At 64.7% G+C, this 22,583-nt stretch carries 15 protein-coding genes; 12 read left to right on the forward strand and 3 right to left on the reverse strand.

Translation table 11 applies throughout. The annotated features are described in order from the left end of the window. Window positions 1-140 precede the first annotated feature (140 nt). The 7 genes from exaC to L1F31_RS05890 all read left to right on the forward strand — a co-directional run bounded on the left by exaC (window position 141) and on the right by L1F31_RS05890 (window position 7,634). The gene (gene exaC / locus L1F31_RS05860; RefSeq protein WP_265419729.1) at window positions 141-1,664 is read left to right on the forward strand and encodes an acetaldehyde dehydrogenase ExaC; all 1,524 of its coding nucleotides are present in this window, start codon (window positions 141-143) and stop codon (window positions 1,662-1,664) included. A gap of 126 nt (window positions 1,665-1,790) precedes the next feature. Then, a complete protein-coding gene (adhP, locus tag L1F31_RS05865) occupies window positions 1,791-2,810 on the forward strand; it encodes an alcohol dehydrogenase AdhP (protein WP_265420400.1) in 1,020 nt (339 codons plus the stop codon). 351 nt (window positions 2,811-3,161) lie between these two features. Beyond that, a complete protein-coding gene (gene rplJ, locus L1F31_RS05870) occupies window positions 3,162-3,695 on the forward strand; it encodes a 50S ribosomal protein L10 (protein ID WP_039206365.1) in 534 nt (177 codons plus the stop codon). A 59-nt stretch (window positions 3,696-3,754) separates the two neighbouring features. Beyond that, window positions 3,755-4,141 carry a 50S ribosomal protein L7/L12 gene (rplL, locus tag L1F31_RS05875; protein ID WP_039206363.1) on the forward strand — a complete coding sequence of 129 codons (387 nt, stop codon included), beginning with the start codon at window positions 3,755-3,757 and terminating at the stop codon, window positions 4,139-4,141. 234 nt (window positions 4,142-4,375) lie between these two features. Continuing rightward, on the forward strand, window positions 4,376-5,608 hold the full coding sequence (locus L1F31_RS05880; RefSeq protein ID WP_265419730.1) for a hypothetical protein: 1,233 nt from the start codon (window positions 4,376-4,378) through the stop codon (window positions 5,606-5,608). After that, window positions 5,608-6,417 (forward strand): hypothetical protein, encoded by an 810-nt coding sequence (locus L1F31_RS05885; RefSeq protein WP_265419731.1) that lies wholly within the window; start codon window positions 5,608-5,610, stop codon window positions 6,415-6,417. The genes L1F31_RS05880 and L1F31_RS05885 overlap by 1 nt, the downstream gene beginning before the upstream one ends. Further along, the gene (locus L1F31_RS05890; RefSeq protein WP_265419732.1) at window positions 6,414-7,634 is read left to right on the forward strand and encodes a hypothetical protein; all 1,221 of its coding nucleotides are present in this window, start codon (window positions 6,414-6,416) and stop codon (window positions 7,632-7,634) included. The genes L1F31_RS05885 and L1F31_RS05890 overlap by 4 nt, the downstream gene beginning before the upstream one ends. 28 nt (window positions 7,635-7,662) lie before the next feature. On the opposite strand, the gene L1F31_RS05895 is transcribed toward L1F31_RS05890, so the two are convergent. Next, on the reverse strand, window positions 7,663-8,460 hold the full coding sequence (locus tag L1F31_RS05895) for an MBL fold metallo-hydrolase (RefSeq protein WP_265419733.1): 798 nt from the start codon (window positions 8,458-8,460) through the stop codon (window positions 7,663-7,665). A gap of 24 nt (window positions 8,461-8,484) precedes the next feature. On the opposite strand from L1F31_RS05895, the gene L1F31_RS05900 reads away from it, so the two are divergent. From L1F31_RS05900 to L1F31_RS05910, 3 genes are all read left to right on the forward strand, one after another. Then, window positions 8,485-9,576: a GNAT family N-acetyltransferase gene (locus L1F31_RS05900; RefSeq protein ID WP_265419734.1), complete on the forward strand. Its 1,092-nt coding sequence runs from the start codon at window positions 8,485-8,487 to the stop codon at window positions 9,574-9,576. A 179-nt stretch (window positions 9,577-9,755) separates the two neighbouring features. Next, window positions 9,756-13,235, forward strand: coding sequence for a DNA-directed RNA polymerase subunit beta (gene rpoB, locus L1F31_RS05905; protein WP_265419735.1), 3,480 nt, complete (start codon window positions 9,756-9,758; stop codon window positions 13,233-13,235). 68 nt (window positions 13,236-13,303) lie between these two features. Beyond that, window positions 13,304-17,176 carry a DNA-directed RNA polymerase subunit beta' gene (locus L1F31_RS05910; protein ID WP_283255788.1) on the forward strand — a complete coding sequence of 1,291 codons (3,873 nt, stop codon included), beginning with the start codon at window positions 13,304-13,306 and terminating at the stop codon, window positions 17,174-17,176. A gap of 95 nt (window positions 17,177-17,271) precedes the next feature. On the opposite strand, the gene L1F31_RS05915 is transcribed toward L1F31_RS05910, so the two are convergent. Then, the gene (locus L1F31_RS05915) at window positions 17,272-18,297 is read right to left on the reverse strand and encodes a 6-phosphofructokinase (RefSeq protein WP_265419736.1); all 1,026 of its coding nucleotides are present in this window, start codon (window positions 18,295-18,297) and stop codon (window positions 17,272-17,274) included. Further along, window positions 18,294-18,989: a DUF1707 SHOCT-like domain-containing protein gene (locus tag L1F31_RS05920; protein ID WP_265419737.1), complete on the reverse strand. Its 696-nt coding sequence runs from the start codon at window positions 18,987-18,989 to the stop codon at window positions 18,294-18,296. The genes L1F31_RS05915 and L1F31_RS05920 overlap by 4 nt, the downstream gene beginning before the upstream one ends. Before the next feature lie 121 nt (window positions 18,990-19,110). Between L1F31_RS05920 and L1F31_RS05925 the strand changes: the two genes are divergently transcribed. Beyond that, the gene (locus L1F31_RS05925) at window positions 19,111-20,409 is read left to right on the forward strand and encodes a glycosyltransferase (protein WP_265419738.1); all 1,299 of its coding nucleotides are present in this window, start codon (window positions 19,111-19,113) and stop codon (window positions 20,407-20,409) included. Continuing rightward, window positions 20,402-22,576, forward strand: coding sequence for an ArnT family glycosyltransferase (locus tag L1F31_RS05930; RefSeq protein WP_265419739.1), 2,175 nt, complete (start codon window positions 20,402-20,404; stop codon window positions 22,574-22,576). The genes L1F31_RS05925 and L1F31_RS05930 overlap by 8 nt, the downstream gene beginning before the upstream one ends. Window positions 22,577-22,583: the final 7 nt, after the last annotated feature.

Here is a 22,583-nt window from a genome sequence, read left to right on the forward strand (position 1 = left end):
CTGCCGCAGGGTACGGGGGAGCCGGCGGTCCTTTCTTCTCTCTGCGGAATGTGATGCAACCCACGTGCAACGTTGCCTTCAGTAGCGTCGTGTTCACACGGAGAACTTCCGGTGAAAGCAGACGCATCAAAGGAGTTGCAATGACTGTCTATGCACAGCCCGGTCAGGACGGATCGCTCGTCACGTTCAAGTCTCGCTACGAGAACTTCATCGGTGGCCAGTGGGTGCCGCCGGTCAACGGAAACTACTTCGAGAATCCCAGCCCGGTCAACGGCAAGACCTTCTGCGAGGTTCCGGCCAGCACCGCCGAAGACATCGAAGTCGCACTCGACGCCGCGCACAAAGCGGCTCCGGCCTGGGGGAAGACCTCTGTGGCCGAGCGCGCGAACATCCTCAACAAGATCGCCGACCGGATCGAGGAGAATCTCGAGAAGATCGCCGTGGCAGAGACCTGGGACAACGGCAAGGCCATCCGCGAATGCCTCAATGCCGACCTGCCGCTGGCCGTCGACCACTTCCGCTACTTCGCCGGGGCCATCCGCGCTCAAGAAGGCGGGCTCTCGCAGATCGACGACGACACCGTCGCCTATCACTTCCATGAGCCGCTCGGCGTCGTCGGGCAGATCATCCCCTGGAACTTCCCGATCCTCATGGGGGTGTGGAAGATCGCCCCGGCGCTGGCTGCCGGCAACGCCATCGTCCTCAAACCGGCCGAGCAGACCCCGGCGTCAATCCTCGTGCTCGTCGAACTCATTGCCGATCTGCTGCCCGAGGGTGTGCTCAACGTGGTCAACGGATTCGGCCTCGAGGCCGGAAAGCCCTTGGCCTCGAACAAGCGGATCTCGAAGATCGCCTTCACCGGTGAGACGACCACCGGTCGCCTGATCATGCAGTATGCCTCGCAGAACATCATCCCGGTGACTCTGGAACTCGGCGGCAAGTCGCCGAACATCTTCTTCGAGGACGTCCTGGCCAAGGACGACGCGTTCGCGGACAAGGCCCAAGAGGGCTTCACCATGTTCGCGCTCAACCAGGGCGAGGTCTGCACCTGCCCGTCGCGCGCACTGATCCAGGAATCGATCGCCGATCCCTTCCTCGAGGCCGTCGTGGCTCGGACGAAGAAGATCGTTCAGGGCAACCCGCTCGACACGGACACGATGATGGGTGCGCAGGCCTCGAACGACCAGTTCGAAAAGATCATGTCGTACCTGGACATCGGTCGGCAGGAAGGTGCCGAGGTGCTCACCGGCGGTGCCAAGGCCGAGCTCGATGGAGATCTGGCGGGCGGCTTCTACGTGCAGCCGACGATCTTCAAGGGCACGAACAAGATGCGCATCTTCCAGGAGGAGATCTTCGGACCCGTCGTCTCGGTCGCGACCTTCTCCGGCTACGACGATGCGCTGGCCACGGCCAACGACACCCTCTACGGCCTCGGCGCCGGAGTGTGGTCCCGTGATGGAAACACCGCGTACCGGGCCGGTCGGGACATCCAGGCCGGCCGTGTATGGGTGAACAACTACCATGCGTACCCGGCACACGCGGCCTTCGGCGGCTACAAGGCATCGGGCATCGGACGCGAGAACCACAAGATGATGCTCGACCACTACCAGCAGACGAAGAACCTGCTCGTCAGCTACTCAGAGAACGCCCAAGGCTTCTTCTGACCCATTTGCTACCCGACGGCGCCCCAGCAACCTGGCGCCACGGTGCTGGGGCGCCGTCGGGTAGTTCCACCACAGACTCAAGCCCCGTTTGCCAAGTGAATCCTCATCATCACAAAGGAGCGAATGATGTCCGCAATGAAAGCAGCAGTCGTAGAGGGCTTCGGCCAGGAACTGGTCGTCGGTGACAACCCTATTCCCGAGCCCGGTCCCGGTCAGGCATTGGTCAAGCTCATCGCCTCAGGCGTCTGCCACACCGACCTGCACGCCGCACATGGCGATTGGCCGGTCAAGCCGAAGGTTCCACTCATTCCCGGTCACGAAGGTGTCGGCATCGTCGAAAAAATCGGCGAAGGCGTCACCGATGTCGAGGTCGGCCAGATGATCGGCAACGCCTGGCTGTGGTCAGCCTGCGGAACCTGCGAGCACTGCCGTCAGGGATGGGAGACGCTCTGCGAGTCTCAGGTCAACGGCGGATACGGCATCGACGGATCCTTCGGCGAGTACATGCTCGTCGACACGAAGTTCGCCGCGACCATTCCCGATGGTGCCGATCCTTATGAGATCGCCCCTGTCCTGTGCGCCGGAGTCACCGTGTACAAGGGACTCAAGCGCACCGAGGTCAAACCCGGACAATGGGTCGTCATCTCCGGCATCGGCGGACTCGGCCACATCGCCGTCCAGTACGCCGTGGCCATGGGTATGCGCGTCGTCGCAGTCGACGTCGCCGACGACAAACTGGCGCTGGCGAAGAAGCACGGAGCCGAGATCACCGTCAATGCCTTCGCCGAGGATCCGGCCGAGATCATTCAAGAGAAGATCGGAGGGTCCCACGGAGTCCTCGTCACCGCGGTCCATCCCGCTGCGTTCGGTCAGGCGATCGGAATGACCCGCCGAGGCGGCACCATCGTCTTCAACGGTCTGCCGCCCGGAGACTTCCCCGCACCGATCTTCGACATCGTGCTCAAGGGTCTGACGATTCGCGGATCGATCGTCGGCACGCGCCAGGACATGGTCGAAGCTCTCGAGTTCTACGCCGCCGGAAAGATCCATCCGACGTTCACGAAGCGCCCGTTGGGTGACATCAATGCGATCTTCGACGAGATGATCCACGGCAAGATCGACGGACGAGTCGTCATCGAATACTGACGAGTCCGCGCCCAGAGCTACGTGACGGCGCCCCAGCAACCTCGCGCCAGGTTGCTGGGGCGCCGTCAGGTAGTGTGAGGGGGATCTCTGAGGGGCGATTGGACTTGTCGGGAGAGTCTTCGTTAGACTGAATGCACCCAAGACCGTCGGTCTCTGTGGAACCATCAGGATTCGCCATCGAATCTCGGTGCCCGCAGACGAAGACTCCCAGAGAGTGACCCACGCAGGTGAGCTCGAGATACTTAGCGTTCGATTCCGCATGGAATTCTGCGTCCAAGCGTTTCACGCCTTCCTGCGTGGAGCGCTTTTTCTGTTGTCGGGACAGGCCGGACGACTTATGAAAGGAACACCATGGCGAGGCCAGACAAGGCAGCCGCAGTTGAGGAGCTCAAACAGCAGTTTGAGAACTCCGACGCTGTGTTGCTGACCGAGTACCGCGGTCTCACCGTCGCGCAGATGAAAGAACTGCGCGTCTCTCTCGGTGAGAACGTCAGCTACGCCGTGGTAAAGAACACGCTGACCAAGATTGCAGCCAAGGAAGCCGGGATCACCGGTCTCGATGAGCACCTCAATGGGCCCACCGCGATCGCGTTCGTCACCGGCGAACCCCCTGAGGCTGCCAAGGCTCTGCGTAACTTTGCCAAGGCGAACGACAAGCTCGTGGTGAAGGGCGGTTACTTCGATGGAACCGCACTCAGCTCCGAGCAGGTCAACCAGCTCGCCGACCTCGAATCCCGCGAAGTGCTGCTTGCAAAGGCAGCCGGTGCCATGAAGGCAAGCCTCCACCAGGCGGCTTACCTCTTCACCGCTCCGCTGGTCAAGGCCGTGCGCACTGTCGATGCCCTCCGCGAGAAGCAGGACGACGCGCCTGCTTCCGACGCCTGAGCATCACCCCAAACCGAACCGGTCGCTGATCGTGACCAAAACAGGAAGGACTAGCCACCATGGCTAAGCTCACCACCGACGAGCTCCTCGAAGCTTTCAAGGAGCTCACCCTCGTCGAACTGTCCGAGTTCGTCAAGAAGTTCGAAGAAGAGTTCGACGTCGAGGCTGCCGCTCCGGCCGCCGTCGCCGCTGCCCCTGCCGCCGGTGGCGGAGAGGCCGCTGCTGCTGAAGAGCAGACCGAATTCGACGTCATCCTCGAATCGGCCGGCGAGAAGAAGGTTCCCGTCATCAAGGAAGTTCGTGGACTCACCTCCCTCGGACTCAAGGAAGCCAAGGACCTCGTCGACGGAGCCCCCAAGGCCGTCCTCGAAGGCGCTTCGAAGGAAGACGCCGAGAAGGCCAAGGAGACCCTCGAGGCTGCCGGCGCCACCGTCACCCTCAAGTGATCTTCTGCGCAGCAGCCTGACTGCTGCATAGGCTTCGAACCCCCACGGTCCGCCGTGGGGGTTCTTTGCATCCCAGTTCGATCCTCACCCCGTCACCGAGGCGGTCCCCACTCACCCCGTCACCGAGGCGGTCCCCACTCACCCCGTCACCAAGGTGACCCGTCCCGCCGCAGTGTGCCCGATCCGGAACACGAGAAGGCGGAGTCTGCGCGAACCCTGAATTATCCTTGACTGGTGACTGAGACGACGAGCTACGCCCGCGCACAGCAGCGGTTGCGAGACCGCATCCGCGGCGCCTGGGCGCAGCATTCCCTCTATGTCGATGAGATCATCAGGCCCGGCCTGACCGAAAATCAGCTCAACGCCATCCGACACGCCTCGAAGCAGACCGAGGACACCGGTTTCACCCATTACCTCGCGGTCACCCCCGGCCTCCAGACCATGGGCTACGGAGACTGGGCGAAGTTCACCTCCGACTTCGCATTCGACATGCACGAGGAGTCAGGAGAGAAGCAGACGCTTGTCCTCTTCACCGAGGGCGAGACCTCCGCCCGCTCGTTCGCCTACCTCGTCACGGACAACGGGCCCATCGTCCCCGCCGACGCACCCGAGCTGATGAAATCCCGCAGCGATGACTTCATCCCTGTCGAACTCGCCGTCCCCTACTATCTGCAGGTCCTCGTCGCCGCCGCGAACGGCACCGAACCTCCCCAGGCGCCCGATTTCGACACCCGCGAGGTCGGCACCCGCAGCGAGGACTACATCGAACGCTTCGGTCTCGCGAACTCCGACCCGGACGCACTCGTCTTCGGTGCCACGACCGTCGCCGCCCTCGGCGCGACCCTGTGGCTGCTTGGCCGCCGCCACCGCTATTCCTGGCGGGCGGAGCTGACCACGACACCGGAACTGGTCAAGTCACACAACCTGAAGAAGGCCGTCACCGAGGCGGCCGCCCCGGTCCGCGAACCCGAGCATCCCGATGACGAAACGTGGGCCCTGTATGACCGAGCCAGACGAATCCAGGATTCCCTGGCCGCCCTGACCGCAGAGCACCCCGACTGGGCCGAATCCGTCGACTTCGCCCACCGCAACGGTGTGTTCGTCCTCGTCACCCTCGACCGCTGGGTGCGCCGACAGCTGCGCAGACGCTCCGACAGAGTCGAAGATGAACCGCGCTTCTGCTTCCTCTTCCCGCACCATCGCCGAGGCGTCGACGACCATGTGCTCAAACAGTCCGGCCGCAGCCTCACCGTGGGTCTGTGCGCCGACTGCGGCGAGGAGCTGGCGGCCGGTCACGAACCGAAACGACTGATGGTGCCCAAACGTCCGGCCTCGACGAAAGCAGTCCCGTACTTCCAGCGCTCCGATGCCTACGCACTCTCCGGATTCGGAAGTTTCCAACCTCTCGACGAGGCGGTGCTGGACGAGATGAGTCCACAGCGCTCCGCCGTCGGAAGGGGCCGCTGATGACCGCGGGAACGGGGCATCCGCTCAACCCACTCGACTGGATCATCGCTGTTGCCGCTGTCGTTGCAGTGTCGATCGGCGCCACCCTGCTCAGCGGACACTTCTTCGACCAGACGAAGGCCGAACGCATAGAGACTGCCGACAGCGGCCGAATCGACGTCGAATCGATCTTCACCGACCGCATCAAGGGCAGCCTCGATCCCGACTACGACCCGTCCCGCTACCGGGCGATCGCGAAGTCCTTCACCGCTGACCCTGTCTACTTCGACGGCTACCCGGAATTCGAGATCAAGAACAAAGAGATTGCGGCGATCAGAGCCGCCATCGCCGATGCCGACAGCCCCATCTACGTTGCGTTCCTCAATGCCTCCGACCTCGACGATGCCGATGGCGACCTCGATCTGCTCGCGGCCCGAATCGTCAATGAGATGGACGACGCCGAGGCGGCTGTGCTGACCGTCGATGCCTCCGGGCTCATGGGCGTTGGCGAGAAAGGGGTGTACCGACCCCGGATGGCCTACCTGAGCGGTGATTTCAAGGACTCCGATTCCCGCAGCGCACTGAAGGGCGTCGAAGTGCTCAGCTCCGAGGACACCGAAGACCTCGCCTCGAGTCATTCCTACAAGCACGATGATCACGGCAACCCGCTGCTGGTCGAGCGGGATACCGCGACCGACCCCCACGACCTCGAGTACAGCACCGGCGGCGCCGTGGCCGGAGCGGTCTTCGGCATCCTCGGCGGCGGGGGAGCCGGAATCGGAATCCACTTCATCCGCCGCGCACTGAAGAAACGGACAGCGAAGCAGTGACTCAACAGGCCCAGACGATCGCCGAGGCGCTCAATACGGACCCCGTCTACGTGACGAATGCCGCGCAGGGCGAGATGAATGAAACCCTGCTGCAGAAAGCGGAGACGAAGATCGACGGCCTCGACTTCGACGCCTTTGTCATCGTCACCGGAGGCGAAGGAGTCGACCGGAACCTGCTCGAGCAGGTCAAGGTCTTCAACGGAGGCGAGGGTGTGTTCATCATGATCGACACGAACACCGACCTCGCCGTCGACTACGCCTTCGACGACCAGCACGACCTGCAGATGCAGGTGATGGACCAGCTTTCCGTCGGACGCGACCAATGGAGCTACAGCACTCCGTCGGTGACGAAGCTGAACATGCTCCTCGACCTCTACGCCGACCCGCAGGAGGCCCCCGAATGGGAGACCGGGCAGGAAGAAGCGCCGGGCAGCGAAGTGCAGACTGTCGAAGGTGCGGGCTCGACGGCCACCCTGTTCCTCGGGGGAGCGGTTCTGGTTCTGGCGCTGGTCATCGCCATTATCTGGTTCGCTCGGTCTCGGCGGGAACGGAAGCAAGCTGCCCGCACTCGCCGCCAGTTCGAACTGCCCGCACGCCTGCTCGACCGGGTCGATGACCTGCAGCGGAAGACTCTGCGGGAAGGGCTGAGCGAGGACACAACGGAGCTGGCAGACGAGATCACACAGCTGCAGACCCAGAACCTCAGCACCTCTGACGCCGAGGGAGTGGAACGGGCGCTCGACGCCTACCAGATGGCCAGAACCATCGTCGATGATTCCGAGGCCGAGCGGATCGACCTGGCCGGGGCCATGGTGCTGCTGCGGCAGGCCGGACGTGAGATCGCCGAGGTGAAGCTGCACCGATCGGCCAAGCGCGGGGCGAAGGCACGGAAGTCCGGTGCCGCACGGACCTCCGGCTCGACGCGGTCAGCAAGGACTCAAGGACTCCCGCAGAGTCTGTGCACGGTCAACCCTCTGCACGGGGAAGCACGATCCAACCAGCTGGTGAGCACCGAGCGCAAGGGCCACCTGGCGGGCAGGAGCGTCCGCGTCCCCGTCTGCGGCAGCTGCCTGTCGGACCTGCACTCCGGTCACGAACTGCAGTGGATCTACGACGGTGACCGCCCCTACGTCGAGGGGCGCAGCGCCTGGGCGCAGACGCTGTTCGGTGCCATCGGCGGCGACCTCGTCACCGCCCTGCACCGGCAGAGATCCTAGCCCTGGGCAGGCTTCCCGCCGCACCCGCTCAGACCAGGCGGAGCTCCCGAGGAAGACTCCGGTCGTGGTCACCGGGCATGGCACGGGACGGCAGAGCCACCTCGGCGTCGGACTGATCCATCCGCAGGCCGTCGATGTCGGCGAGCTGACATTCGACGAACTCATGATCCACCGGCACCCCATGGCCGGGGACGAAGATCCTGGCCTCCGGGAACGACAGGATCGTGCGCAGACTGGACACCCACTCACTCAGCGACGCGTCGCTGCCGGCCTGAGGCGGTGCTCCCTCTTCGACGAGGTCGCCGGTGAAGACGACGCCCAGTTCCGGCAGCCGCACGACGAGGTCGGCCGTCGAATGCCCGCCCAGAACGTGGAATTCGACCCGGCATCCGCCCAGGTCGATCTCGCCCACGTCACCCGGTGAGGCGTCGACGGGGGAGACCTCGACGACGAGCGCGCTCGGATCCTCGGGCAGCTCCTCGGCGAACCCGCTGGTCTCGGGCGCAGTCCGGACTCCGTCGAGGGCGATCCACGAGGTGGCCTCCTGATCGGCGGCGAACGACGATGAGGCGTGGAAGACGTCGACCCCCGCGGCCGCGAGCGTGCCGTTGCCGAAGAAATGATCCCAATGGTCGTGGGTGATGGCGACCTCGATCGGAACCGGGCCGCCCCCGACCTCGACGCTCAGCGTCTTCGCCCGGTCGAGGAGGTGGGCGGCGGCACTCGGACCGGGACCCGAGTCGATGATGAGGACACGCTCGTCGCCCACGACGATTCCGCTGTTCACCGCGGCCGGATTCTGACTGAGAACACTCACTTTCACCATGCGTGCAGTCTAGAATGTCGACCCATGGAGATCACACACATCCCGGCCGGATCTCGCGGCGCCGCCGACATCGATGAGATCCTCGCCGAGGTGATCGACTTCGATGCGCTCATCAACCGAGCCTCAGGGCTGGGCTCGGATTTCGACCCGCTGCCGGCCGAGGTGCGCGGGCAGCTGCTGGACCCAGGGGAGTACACGACCACCGAGACCTGGATCGCTCGCCGCGGCGGGACGATTGTGGCCAAAGGAATCGCCTGGCTCAGCCTGCGCGACAACCTCGACGTCGCTGAGATCTGGTGCGCCGTCGACCCGCGGCACCGGCGCCGCGGACTGGGGAGCAGACTGCTCGAGCACATGGAGGACAGTCTGCGTGACCGAGGACGCACGCGACTGACGAGCTTCTGCGACATTCCGCCCTCTGCGCGCGACGCCGAGCCGCGCGGTGGGCACATCGCCGCTGACTCCGGATCCGGGAGCCTGCCGACCGATCTGCCGGAAGTGTCGTTCCTGACTTCCCACGGATTCGCCTTCAAACAGCTCGAACGCTGCTCGGTCGCACAGACCGGAACCGCCGCCTCAATGATCGCGGGCGAGCTCGCCCCGGGCTATTCGATCGAGACCTGGCACGGTCCCACTCCGTCCGACCGCCGGAAGCAGATCGCACTGCTGCACCAGAGGATGTCGACCGATGCTCCCGGCTCCGCAGAGTTCGGGACGGAGGAGGCGTGGGATGCGGCAAGAGTGCGAGCACTCGACGAGCAGCGGGCGGCGAAGGGCGAACGGATGCACACGGCGCTGGCCCTGCGGGGTGAGTCCGCCGCCGGATTCACCGAGATCGCCCACTTCGACGATCGCCCGGAGATCGGCTGGCAGGGCGCAACCCTCGTCGCGGCCGACCATCGCGGACACGGACTCGGAGCGGCTCTGAAGATCGCCAATCACCGGTCATTGACCGAGAGCTCGGGAGTGGAGCGCGTCTACACGTGGAATGCGGTGGAGAACAGATGGATGCTGGCGATCAACGATCGGGCGGGATTCGCCACCTGGGCGTGGGTCGGCCTGTGGACGAAATCTCTGCACTGGGAACGTCTTGCCAGACTTGACCGAATGCTATAAGCTTGATATTTGCATCGTTCTGCCTGTGGTGTGCCTTCATATAGCGGTGGGCACCTCATTTCCACTCAAGTGAACCACGTCGGCGCCGGGAGTCGAAATCTGACACACCCGGAGGCTTGCGCAGGGAAGTCGAGTGGGCAGACGACGTATCAGATGGTGAAGCACTCGGAAGGAACCAATTGGCCGCCGCCAACGACAACACCAGGACCGCTAATCCCCCCAAGAGAATTTCCTTCGCGAAGATTCGCGAACCTCTCGAGGTTCCCGATCTGCTCGGTCTGCAGACGGACAGCTTCGACTGGCTGATCGGATCGGAGGCGTGGCAGGACCGCGTCGCCGAGGCCATTGAGATCGGAGATGACTCCGTCGCAACCACCTCGGGCCTCGAGGACATCTTCGAAGAGATCTCGCCGATCGAAGACTTCGGCGGATCCATGTCGCTGTCGTTCCGCGAGCACCGGTTCGAGGCGCCCAAGTACTCGATCGACGAGTGCAAGGAACGCGACATGACCTACTCGGCGCCGCTGTACGTCACCGCCGAGTTCATGAACAACAACACGGGCGAGATCAAGAGCCAGACCGTGTTCATGGGTGACTTCCCCCTCATGACCGACAAAGGCACGTTCATCGTCAACGGCACCGAGCGCGTCGTCGTCTCGCAGCTCGTCCGTTCGCCCGGTGCGTACTTCGAATCCAGCGTCGACAAGACCACGGACAAGGACATCTTCACCGCGAAGATCATCCCCTCCCGCGGTGCCTGGTTGGAGTTCGAGGTCGACAAGCGCGACCAGGTCGGTGTGCGCCTCGACCGCAAGCGCAAGCAGTCGGTGACCGTTCTGCTCAAGGCCCTCGGCTGGACCGAGGCGAAGATCCTCGAAGAGTTCGGCGAGTTCGAGTCCATCCGCGAGACGATGGCCAAGGACACCGTCAACACGCAGGACGAAGCGCTGCTCGACATCTACAAGAAGCTGCGCCCCGCTGAGCCCGCGACGGCTGAAGCCGCCCGCAACCTGCTCAACAACCTGTACTTCAACCCGAAGCGCTACGACCTGGCCAAGGTCGGCCGCTACAAGGTCAACCGCAAGCTCGGCGTCGAAGCACCGCTGTCCGACTCGGTCCTGTCGACCGACGACATCGTGGCCACCATCCGCTACCTCGTGTCCCTGCACGCCGGAGTGGACACCGCCAAGGGCACCCGCGACGGCGAAGAGGTCGAGCTGAGCGTCAAGCTCGACGACATCGACCACTTCGGCAACCGCCGCATCCGCGCCGTCGGTGAGCTCATCGAGAACCAGATCCGCACCGGTCTGTCCCGTATGGAGCGCGTCGTGCGTGAGCGCATGACGACCCAGGACGTCGAGGCGATCACCCCGCAGACCCTGATCAACATCCGCCCCGTGGTGGCTGCGATCAAGGAGTTCTTCGGCACTTCGCAGCTCTCGCAGTTCATGGATCAGAACAACCCGCTCGCGGGTCTGACCCACAAGCGTCGCCTCTCCGCGCTGGGACCCGGCGGTCTCTCCCGTGACCGCGCCGCCATGGAAGTCCGTGACGTGCACCCCTCGCACTACGGCCGCATGTGCCCGATCGAGACTCCCGAAGGTCCGAACATCGGCCTCATCGGTTCGCTGGCGTCCTACGCCCGCATCAATCCGTTCGGCTTCATCGAGACCCCGTACCGCAAGGTCATCGACGGTGTCGTCACCGATGAGACGCAGTACCTTACCGCTGATGACGAGCTCGAGTTCAACATCGCGCAGGCCAACGCGCCGCTGACCGAAGAGCACCGCTTCGCCGAGGTCGAGGTCCTGGCCCGTCCGAAGGGCGGCGGCGGTGAGGCCGAGCTGGTCCAGTACGACCAGATCGACTTCATGGACGTCTCCGCACGCCAGATGGTGTCCGTGGCTTCGGCCCTGATCCCGTTCCTCGAGCACGACGACGCCAACCGCGCCCTCATGGGTGCGAACATGCAGCGTCAGGCCGTGCCGCTGGTGATGGCCGAATCGCCTGTCGTGGGCACCGGGATGGAATACCGTGCCGCCGTCGACGCCGGCGACGTCATCACCGCTGAGAAGTCCGGTGTCATCACCGAGGTCTCGGCCGACTACGTCACGGTGCTCGCCGACGACGGAACCCAGCTGACCTACAAGGCCTCGAAGTTCAAGCGCTCGAACCACGGCACCTCGTACAACCAGCGCATCCTCGTCGACGAAGGCGACCGTGTCGAGGCCGGCACCGTCCTCGCCGACGGACCGTCCACCGAGAACGGTGAGATGGCTCTGGGCAAGAACCTCCTCGTGGCGTTCATGTCCTGGGAAGGCTACAACTACGAGGATGCGATCATCCTCTCCCAGCGCCTCGTCCAGGACGATGTGCTGTCCTCGATCCACATCGAGGAGCACGAGGTCGATGCTCGTGACACCAAGCTCGGTGCCGAGGAGATCACCCGGGACATCCCGAACATCTCGCCCGATGCTCTGGCCGACCTCGACGATCGCGGCATCATCCGCATCGGCGCCGAGGTCACCGACGGCGACATCCTCGTCGGCAAGGTCACCCCGAAGGGTGAGACCGAGCTGACTCCGGAAGAGCGTCTGCTGCGTGCGATCTTCGGTGAGAAGTCCCGTGAGGTCCGCGACACCTCGCTGCGCGTTCCCCACGGCGAGATCGGCACCGTCATCGGTGTCCGCGTCTTCGATCGCGAGGACGACGACGAGCTCTCGCCGGGTGTCAACCAGATGGTTCGCGTCTATGTCGCCCAGCGCCGCAAGATCACCATCGGTGACAAGATGGCCGGCCGTCACGGCAACAAGGGCGTCATCTCGACGATCCTGCCGGTCGAGGACATGCCGTTCCTCGCCGACGGCACCCCCGTCGACGTCATCCTCAACCCCCACGGTGTTCCCCGTCGTATGAACATCGGACAGGTCTTCGAAGTCCACCTCGGATGGATTTCGAAGCAGGGTTGGAAGATCGAGGGCAACCCCGAGTGGGCAGCCGAACTGCCGGACGCAGCCCGCGAGGCCGAGGCCGGCACGAACCTGGCCACTCCCGTCTTCGACGGTGCGCACGAGCAGGAGCTGCGCGGACTGCTGGATTCGACCACCCCGAACCGCGATGGGGACCGCCTCATCGATTCTTCGGGCAAGGCACAGCTGTTCGACGGCCGCTCCGGCGAGCCGTTCCCGTACCCGATCTCGGTCGGCTACATGTACATGCTCAAGCTCCACCACCTCGTCGACGACAAGATCCACGCGCGTTCGACCGGACCGTACTCGATGATCACCCAGCAGCCGCTCGGTGGTAAGGCGCAGTTCGGTGGTCAGCGCTTCGGTGAGATGGAAGTCTGGGCCCTCGAGGCCTACGGCGCCGCTTACACCCTGCAGGAGCTTCTGACGATCAAGTCCGATGACATCCCAGGCCGTGTGAAGGTCTACGAAGCCATCGTCAAGGGTGAGAACCTGCCCGACCCGGGAATCCCCGAGTCGTTCAAGGTCCTCATCAAGGAGATGCAGTCCCTGTGCCTCAACGTCGAAGTTCTCTCTTCCGACGGAGGACATGTCGAGATGGGCGAATCGGAGGACGAGGTCTACCGTGCAGCCGAAGAGCTCGGCATCGACCTCTCCCGCCGCGAAGCACAGACCGTAGAAGAAGTCTGAGGACTTCCACTTCAACCGACACAACTTTTTGATGAACGACTCGTTCATCGCCAGGAAAGAGGATTTACGTGCCTGACGTCAATTTCTTTGATGAACTGCGCATCGGTCTTGCCACCGCGGAAAACATCCGCGGCTGGTCACACGGTGAGGTGAAAAAGCCTGAGACCATCAACTACCGCACCCTGAAGCCGGAGAAGGACGGACTCTTCTGCGAGAAGATCTTCGGACCCACCCGCGACTGGGAGTGCGCCTGCGGAAAGTACAAGCGCGTCCGCTTCAAGGGCATCATCTGCGAACGCTGCGGCGTCGAGGTGACCCGTGCCAAGGTGCGCCGTGAGCGCATGGGCCACATCGAGCTCGCTGCTCCCGTGACCCACATCTGGTACTTCAAGGGTGTTCCCTCCCGTCTGGGATACCTGCTGGACCTGGCTCCGAAGGACCTCGAGAAGGTCATCTACTTCGCTGCCTACATGATCACCTCCGTCGACGAGGATTCCCGTCACCGTGATCTGCCCAGCCTGCAGAACAAGATCGACGTCGAGAAGCAGCAGATCGGCACCCGCCGTGACGCGGACATCGACCGTCGTGCCAAGAAGCTCGAAGAGGATCTCGCAGCGCTCGAGGCAGACGGCGGCACTGCCGCAGCCAAGAAGAAGCTGCGCGACACCGCCGAGAAGGAAATGGACAAGCTGCGCAAGAACGCCGACCGTGAGGTCGACCGTATCGAGCAGGTGTGGGACCGGTTCAAGAACCTCAAGGTCAATGACCTCGAAGGCGACGAGAGCCTGTACCGCGAGATGTTCCACCGCTTCGGCCTGTACTTCTCCGGTGCCATGGGCGCCGAGGCGATCCAGAAGCGTCTCATCGACTTCGACCTCGACGCCGAAGCCGAGAAGCTGCGTGAGCTCATCGCCACCGGCAAGGGACAGCGCAAGACCCGTGCGCTCAAGCGCCTCAAGGTCGTCAACGCGTTCCTGACCACCGACAACAACCCCGAGGGCATGGTCCTCGATGTCGTGCCGGTGATCCCGCCGGAGCTGCGCCCGATGGTGCAGCTCGACGGCGGTCGGTTCGCGACCTCGGACCTCAACGACCTCTACCGTCGTGTCATCAACCGCAACAACCGCCTCAAGCGTCTGCTCGATCTCGGTGCTCCCGAGATCATCGTCAACAACGAGAAGCGGATGCTGCAGGAAGCCGTGGACTCGCTGTTCGACAACGGTCGTCGCGGACGTCCGGTGACCGGACCGGGCAACCGTCCGCTGAAGTCGCTGTCGGACATGCTCAAGGGCAAGCAGGGACGTTTCCGTCAGAACCTGCTCGGTAAGCGTGTGGACTACTCGGGCCGTTCGGTCATCGTCGTCGGTCCGCAGCTGCACCTGCACCAGTGCGGTCTGCCGAAGACCATGGCGCTCGAACTGTTCAAGCCGTTCGTGATGAAGCGCCTGGTCGACCTCAACCACGCACAGAACATCAAGTCGGCCAAGCGCATGGTCGAGCGTCAGCACCCGCAGGTGTGGGACGTCCTCGAAGAGGTCATCACCGAACACCCGGTGCTGCTCAACCGCGCACCGACCCTGCACCGTCTGGGCATCCAGGCGTTCGAACCCCAGCTCATCGAGGGTAAGGCGATCCAGCTGCACCCGCTCGTGTGCTCGGCGTTCAACGCTGACTTCGACGGTGACCAGATGGCTGTGCACCTGCCGCTGAGCCCCGAGGCGCAGGCCGAGGCCCGCATCCTCATGCTCTCGGCCAACAACATCCTCAAGCCTTCGGACGGCAAGCCCGTGACGATGCCTTCGCAGGATATGATCATCGGCCTGTTCCACCTCACCTCAGAGCGCAAGGGACTGGCCGGCGAGGGACGGTCGTTCTCCGGCATGGGCGAAGCGATCATGGCCTTCGACCGCGGAGAGCTCGACCTCGGTTCGCCGATCACCATCCGCCTGGAGGACGTCGTTCCCGGTGCGGACATCGAGGTGCCCGAAGGCTGGGAGGTCGGGGACCCGCTGGACGTGCAGACGACCCTGGGTCGCGCGACGTTCAACGAGTACCTGCCTGCCGACTACTCCTTCGTCAACTCGACGATCGACAAGAAGGCACTGAGCCGGATCGTCAACCACCTGGCCGAGGAGTACCCGAAGGTCGAGGTTGCCCACACGCTGGACAACTTCAAGGCCGGCGGCTTCCACTGGGCCACCCGTTCGGGCATCACCATCGCGATGTCGGATGTCGTCTCGCCCGAGGCGAAGGCCGAGATCCTCGACGAGGCCGAGGCCATCGACACGAAGGTGCAGCAGCAGTACGAACTCGGTGCACTCACCGACGACGAGCGTCGCAATGAGCTCGTCAAGCTGTGGACCGAGACGACCGAGAAGGTCGACCAGGTCATGCGCACGAACTTCCCCGAGGAGAACTCGGTGCTGCGTCTGGTCGAGTCCGGTGCCTCCGGTAACTGGATGCAGGTGCGTCAGCTGGCCGGTATGCGCGGCCTGGTGACGAACCCGAAGGGTGAGATCATCCCGCGTCCGATCGTGTCGAACTACCGTGAGGGCCTGGCGGTGCTCGAGTACTTCATCGCCTCGCACGGTGCTCGTAAGGGTCTGGCCGATACCGCTCTGCGTACCGCTGACTCCGGTTACCTGACCCGTCGTCTCGTCGACGTGTCGCAGGATGTCATCATCCGCACTGCGGAAGCTGATTCGAACAAGGGCATCACCCTGCCGGTGGCCGAACGCGATCACGAAGGCAACCTCGTTGCCCACGAATACGCCGAGACCAGTGTCTACGGCCGACTCACCGTCAACGACGTCACCGACGCCGATGGCAATGTCATCGTCCCGGCGAAGTCCGATGTCACCGCGGCAACCGTCGATACCCTCGTGGCTGCCGGCATCGAGGAGCTCAAGGTCCACTCGGTGCTCACTGCGGATTCCGATACGCAGATCTCCGCCGAGCACTACGGTCGCTCGATGGCGACCGGCAAGCTCGTCGACATCGGCGAGGCCATCGGCACCGTCGCGGCTCAGTCGATCGGTGAGCCCGGCACCCAGCTGACGATGCGTACCTTCCACACCGGTGGTGCCGCAGCGTCGACGGGTGACATCACCCAGGGTCTGCCGCGTGTGACCGAGCTCTTCGAAGCTCGTACGCCGAAGGGCTTCGCCCCCATCGCCGAGGCGACCGGACGGGCGAAGATCGACGACAGCCGCAAGACCCGCTTCGTCATCATCACCCCCGATGACGGCAGCGAAGAGATCGAGCATGCAGTGTCCAAGCGTGCCCGCCTCCTCGTTGAGGACGGACAGCACGTCAAGGCCGGCGAGCAGCTCATCGTCGGTGCAGTCGATCCGAAGCAGGTGCTGCGCATCCGCGGTCGTCGCGAGGCCGAGCGCTTCCTCGTCGAGGAGGTCCAGAAGGTCTACCGTTCGCAGGGTGTGGGCATCCACGACAAGCACATCGAGGTCATCGTGCGGCAGATGCTGCGTCGTGTGACCGTGATCGAATCGGGCGACACCAACCTGCTGCCCGGCGAGCTCGTGGACCGTGGACGCTACCAGGCGGAGAACCGTCGTGTCGTCGCCGAAGGCGGCCAGCCCGCATCGGCTCGTGACGAGCTGATGGGCATCACGAAGGCTTCGCTGGCCACCGAATCGTGGCTGTCGGCCGCGTCCTTCCAGGAGACCACCCGCGTCCTCACCGAGGCGGCCATGGAAGGCAAGTCCGATACGCTCATGGGTCTGAAGGAGAACGTCATCCTCGGTAAGCTCATCCCTGCAGGCACCGGCCTGCAGAAGCACCGCAACCTCGTGGTGGAGCCGACCGAAGAGGCCAAGGCCGAGATGTTCACCAACAGCTACGGAGACTTCTACGCGGGCATTGGATCCGACTCCGGATCCGCCATTCCGCTGGAGGACTACGACTACGGCGCGTTCAGCTGAGGCTGAAGAGCTGAAGAGCTGACAGCAGAGGGGCACCTACCGATCGGTGGGTGCCCCTTCTGTCATGTTGCGACGCTCCAGTCGCGTCGGCAGATTCAGCCGAAGAGGACTTGAGCCTCCTCCCAGCGGTGCAGAGGCACCGACTTGAGACTGTCGACGGCCGAGGACATCTCGACCGAGACGATGTCGGTGCCCTTGAGGCTGGCCATCTTGCCCCAGTGACCGTGTTGAGCGAGATCAGCGGCCGCCATTCCCAACCGCGTGGACAGCACACGGTCGTACGCGGTGGGGGAGCCGCCTCGCTGCAGGTGTCCTAAGATCGTGGCCCGGGATTCGATGCCGGTGATCTCTTCGATCTTCGGCGCCAGATAGTTCGCAATCCCGCCGAGGCGGACCCGTCCCTTGTTGTCCCGGCCCTGATCGGCGACCTGGGAGTCGAAGCCCTCGGGGATGAAGCCTTCGGCGACGACGACGATGGGGGCGCGGCCGCGGTTCCTCGCCGATGTCACCCATTCGGCGATCTGATCGAAGGAGACAGGGAATTCGGGCATGAGGATCGCATGTGCGCCACCGGCCATGCCGGCGTGCAGAGCGATCCATCCGACGTTGCGGCCCATGACCTCGATGACCATGCAGCGGTGGTGGGACTCTGCTGTGGTGCGCAGCCGATCGATCGCCTCGGTGGCGATGGACTGGGCCGTGTCGAAGCCGAAGGTGTAGTCGGTGTTGCCGAGGTCGTTGTCAATGGTCTTCGGGACCCCGACGATGTGGAGTCCCTCTTCGCGGACGAGACGGGAGGCGCCGGCCAGGGTTCCTTCACCGCCGATGGCGATGAGCGAATCGATGCCGTGAGCGGACATGACCTCACGCATGCGCTCAGGTCCACCGCTCTCGTACGGGTGGGTGCGGGAGGTGCCGAGGATCGTTCCGCCGCGACCGGACAGGCCGCGCACATCGAGCATCGTCATATCGAACATGTCGTCTTCGAGCAGGCCCCGCCACCCGTCGCGGATTCCGACGAACGATGCTCCATGAGTGCGGATGCCCTTGCGGACGATGCCGCGGATGACAGCGTTGAGGCCCGGGCAGTCGCCGCCCGAGGTGAGTACACCGATCTTCATTCCAGCTGACCCTGATCCTTTGTTCGGTAGCCTTTGGCGAGCCGGACATCGTGTCCGGCCATGAGTGAGACGCCCTTGAGCACGACGGTGCCGTTCGACCCGTCGCCTCGCGCGGACTGACGGACCTCATTGCCCGCCATGATGTTGATGGTTTCGTCGCGGACGTGCACGCCCGGCGGAACGTAGATGTCGTTGCCCGCCCACATCGCATAGGAGACCAATTCGACCGTCACACCGGGACCCATGACGGCGCACAGATCAATGCTGTCACCGCCCATAAGTGCATACGTGGTGACCTGTGCGGTACCGGCCGGAACATCGATCTCGCGGCCGGACATGATGGCCACGGAGTTCGCCGGTGGTGCCGAACCCGGTTCGGCAGCGGGTGAGAGTTCGGCTGCCCCGCGATGCTGGAGGGCCGAACCCGGGCCTGTCGAACCGGCAGGAGAACCGTGTCCGGTCTGGCGGGCGAACCGCCGGTGCAGCTGTTCGCCCTCGGGCAGGTCTTCGAGGAGCGGGATGAGTTCGTCGATGAACTTCGCACCGATCGCATCGTCTTGGCGCTCCGCTGTCTCCTCGGGGTCGAGTCGTCCGTGCGTGACCGCCTCGGTGATCACGGAGAGCACATCGTCGCGGTCCTGGTCGGAGGCGCGGATGCGCCGCTGAGGAGGCGGGGAGTCGTCGTCGGCCATGGTGCCCAGTGTAGCGGTCTTCACACCTGAGAGCTGGGTGGACTGCCGTGATGAGGACTCCACAGCAGGGCCACAGGTTCGACCAATGCTGGGCCTATCCGGCGCCGCGAATGTGGAGGGCATGAGACATGAGAGCAGCGCCTGGCAGCAGCCGGAGACGCAGACAGCAGACACGGCCACCCGACCGACCACCACCGTCGACCTCGTCGTCCCGGTCTACAACGAGGAGGCGTCGCTGACCGCCTCGATCGAGACCCTCCTCTCCGCGGGGCCAGCCCACGGCACCGAGGTCACGATCATCATCGCCGACAATGCGAGCACCGATGCGACCCCCGACATCGCTGCTGCTCTCGCGGCGACGCATCCGCAGGTCGAATACGTCCGCCTCGAGCAGAAGGGGCGTGGTCGCGCGCTGAGCCAGGTGTGGCGGGCCTCGTCGGCCGACGTGGTGGCCTATACGGATGTGGATCTGGCCACGGACATCCGCGTCCTCGAACCGATGGTCGAGGTCATCCGTTCGGGACTGGCCGACGTCGCCATCGCCTCACGCCTGCAGCCCGGACTCGCGGTCGAGAGGGGCATCAGACGCGAGATCATCTCCCGCTGCTACAACCGTCTGCTCAAGGTCAGCCTCGGCGTCGGGTTCAGCGACGCCCAGTGCGGGTTCAAAGCCCTGTCGGCACAGGCGGCGAAGGAACTGCTGCCGCAGGTCGAGGACAGCGAATGGTTCTTCGACACGGAGCTGCTCGCCCGCGCAGAGTGGGCTGGGTACCGGATCCACGAGTTCGGCACGGATTGGACGGACGACCCGGAATCCTCCGTCGACGTGATCAGCACCGCATGGAAGGACCTCAGAGGCATCGTCCGGCTGCGCACCGGCGCACGGTCATGGCTCGGCAGGGACGTGCCGGCGCCGAACACCGGGGCGCAGATCCTTCACTTCATCGACGTGGGAATCATCAGCACCGTGCTCTACGCGGTGCTGTTCCTCCTCGGCCTCCAGTTCGTCTCGGACACCGCGGCGAACATCATCGCGCTGCTCTTGTCCACGATCGCGAACACGGCGCTCAACCGCAGCCACACCTTCGGGGTGCGGTCCCCGCACCGTCGGCTGACGGCCCAGGTGAAAGGTCTCGCGGCATTCGGGCTGTGCCTGGCCTTCACCTCGGCGGGACTGGCCATCGCCGACGGGTTCACCGGCCCCTGGGCGACCGCCGGCACGCTCGCCGTGCTCACCGTCGCGAACCTCGCCGCCACCGTGGTCCGATTCGTGCTCATGCGCACCTGGGTCTTCGCCCGCGGTACCCAGAATGCCGCCGACCGCGCCACCCATCGTGCCGCGCACCGCGGCACCCACAGCATCTCCACGACAGCAGTCGAATCGGCGCATATCGACGAGAAGGGCATCGACCATGTCTGAGACCCGCACCGCACCCACACGCACCCGCGGCCTGCTGCGGCACTGGTATCCCGCAGCGCTGACAGTGCTCACCCTCGGCACGGTCGCGGCCTTCCTCATCAATCTCAGCGCCAACAGCTGGGCGAACTCCTTCTATGCGGCGGCCGTGCAAGCCGGTTCGGAGAATTGGGAGGCCTTCCTCTTCGGCTCTCTCGACTCGGCGAACGCGATCACCGTCGACAAACCCCCGGCCGCTCTGTGGCTGATGGCACTGAGCGCCCGCGTCTTCGGGTTCTCCTCATTCTCGATGCTCCTGCCGGAGGTCCTCCTGGCCGGGGTGAGTGTGCTGCTCATCGTCCATTCGGTTCGGTTGAGTCTGCGTTCCCACGTCGGAACGGGCCTCGAGAAGGCTGCCGCGTTGGGGGCCGGCGCGATCTTCGCCGTGTCTCCGGTCGTGGCGCTGATGTTCCGGTTCAACAATCCGGATGCGCTGCTCGTGACCCTGATGATCGCGGCAGTCGTCGCGACCCAACACGCCCTGCGCGTCCTCTCCGGGCCGCGGCGGCGGGCCGCACTCCGCCTCGCCGGCTGGCTCGCCCTCGCGGGTGTCTGCCTCGGCCTGGGGTTCCTGACCAAACAGTTCCAGGTCCTCCTCATCGTCCCCGGCCTCGCCCTGGCCTGGGTGCTCTTCGCCCGCACCTCCTGGCCGCGTCGTCTGCTGTGGCTGCTCGTTCCGCTCGTCTCGATGATCGTCAGCGCCGGGTGGTGGATCGCCCTCGTCGAACTCACCCCCGCCGGCTCGAGGCCCTACATCGGCGGTTCCCAATCGAACTCGTTCCTCGAACTCACCTTCGGCTACAACGGGTTCGGTCGCCTCACCGGCAACGAGACCGGATCCGTCGGCGGGGGAGGCGGCGGCCAGGGCGGCGGATGGGGTGACACGGGCATCACCCGCCTGTTCACCGGCAGCTTCGGCCAGCAGGTGTCGTGGTTCCTGCCCACCGCCCTGTTCCTCCTCATCGTCACGATCGTCCTCCTCATCCTCGCCGAGGCGGCCCGTCGTCGCCGTGTCCCCGCCGTCCCGGACGAGATCGTCACCACGAGGTCCGTCGCGGCGGATGGTCGGACGACGGACGCCGTCACGGACGGCGGCCGTGCGGTCCGCGGTCACGGATCCTCCGGCACGGGCAGCCTCGGCGCGGGACTGCTCATGTGGGGTGCCTGGCTCCTCGTCACCTGGCTCGTGCTGTCGAATATGAACGGAATCGTCCACGAGTACTACACGGTCGCGCTCACTCCAGCGATCGCCGTCGTCATCGGGCTCGGCAGCGCCGTTCTGCTCGCTCGCCCGGGATTCCTCCAGCGACTTCTGCTGGCGGTGGCCTGGGCCCTGACAGGGGCATGGCAGTTCATTCTCAGCTCCACGATGACCGGGGTCCCGGGCGTCCTGCGATGGAGCGTGCTCATCGTCTCGATCCTCGGTGCGCTGACCCTCATCGCCACGGCGCACCGGAGACCGGGAAAGGCGCTCGCCTCGGTGCTTGTGGCTCTCGCCATCCTCGCCAGTGCCGCGATTCCGGCGCAGCTGGCTGTGCGCACGATCGCCGGTACGACGCAGGGATCGATCGTCACGATCGCCGGTACGAGCTCAGGTATGGGCGGCGGTCGCGGTGGGGGAATGCCCGGCCAGGGAGGCGGTCCCGGCGGCACCGGCGGTCCCGACGGCATGCCCGGTGGGGCAAGCAACTCAGCCGGGACAGGGAACTCGGAGAACAGCACCGGTCGGCCCGCCGGCGGAGGGGGTATGGGAGGCCTGCTCAACGGATCCGAGCCCTCCGCCGAGCTCACTCAGCTGCTCGAACAGGACGCCTCGGACTACACGTGGGCGGCCGCAGCCACCGGAGCGAACCAGGCTGCCGGATACCAGCTTGCGCTCGACGAGCCGGTGATGGCGATCGGCGGGTTCAACGGCACCGATCCGTCACCGACGCTCGCGCAGTTCAAACAGCTCGTAGCTGAGGGCAAGATCCACTATTACATCGGATCGGGCTCCAGCGGACAGAGTCCCGGCGGTGCGGACTCGGGCTCCTCCTCGGCACAGATCGCGGCCTGGGTCGAGGCGAACTTCGAAGCGACCACCGTCGACTCCGTCGACTCCGTCGCACTCTATGATCTCAGCGCCGGTTGAGGGGGAT

The organism is Brevibacterium spongiae (genome assembly GCF_026168515.1).
In the GTDB taxonomy this organism is placed as follows: Bacteria; Actinomycetota; Actinomycetes; order Actinomycetales; family Brevibacteriaceae; genus Brevibacterium; species Brevibacterium spongiae.

Coding starts and splice junctions, on each gene's coding strand:
- L1F31_RS05895 (WP_265419733.1), bottom strand. CDS start 8,460: ATGGTGAAAGTGAGTGTTCTCAGTCAGAATCCGGCCGCGGTGAACAGC.
- rplL (WP_039206363.1), top strand. CDS start 3,755: ATGGCTAAGCTCACCACCGACGAGCTCCTCGAAGCTTTCAAGGAGCTC.
- adhP (WP_265420400.1), top strand. CDS start 1,791: ATGTCCGCAATGAAAGCAGCAGTCGTAGAGGGCTTCGGCCAGGAACTG.
- L1F31_RS05885 (WP_265419731.1), top strand. CDS start 5,608: ATGACCGCGGGAACGGGGCATCCGCTCAACCCACTCGACTGGATCATC.
- rplJ (WP_039206365.1), top strand. CDS start 3,162: ATGGCGAGGCCAGACAAGGCAGCCGCAGTTGAGGAGCTCAAACAGCAG.
- L1F31_RS05920 (WP_265419737.1), bottom strand. CDS start 18,989: ATGGCCGACGACGACTCCCCGCCTCCTCAGCGGCGCATCCGCGCCTCC.
- L1F31_RS05900 (WP_265419734.1), top strand. CDS start 8,485: ATGGAGATCACACACATCCCGGCCGGATCTCGCGGCGCCGCCGACATC.
- L1F31_RS05915 (WP_265419736.1), bottom strand. CDS start 18,297: ATGAAGATCGGTGTACTCACCTCGGGCGGCGACTGCCCGGGCCTCAAC.
- exaC (WP_265419729.1), top strand. CDS start 141: ATGACTGTCTATGCACAGCCCGGTCAGGACGGATCGCTCGTCACGTTC.
- L1F31_RS05925 (WP_265419738.1), top strand. CDS start 19,111: ATGAGACATGAGAGCAGCGCCTGGCAGCAGCCGGAGACGCAGACAGCA.
- L1F31_RS05930 (WP_265419739.1), top strand. CDS start 20,402: ATGTCTGAGACCCGCACCGCACCCACACGCACCCGCGGCCTGCTGCGG.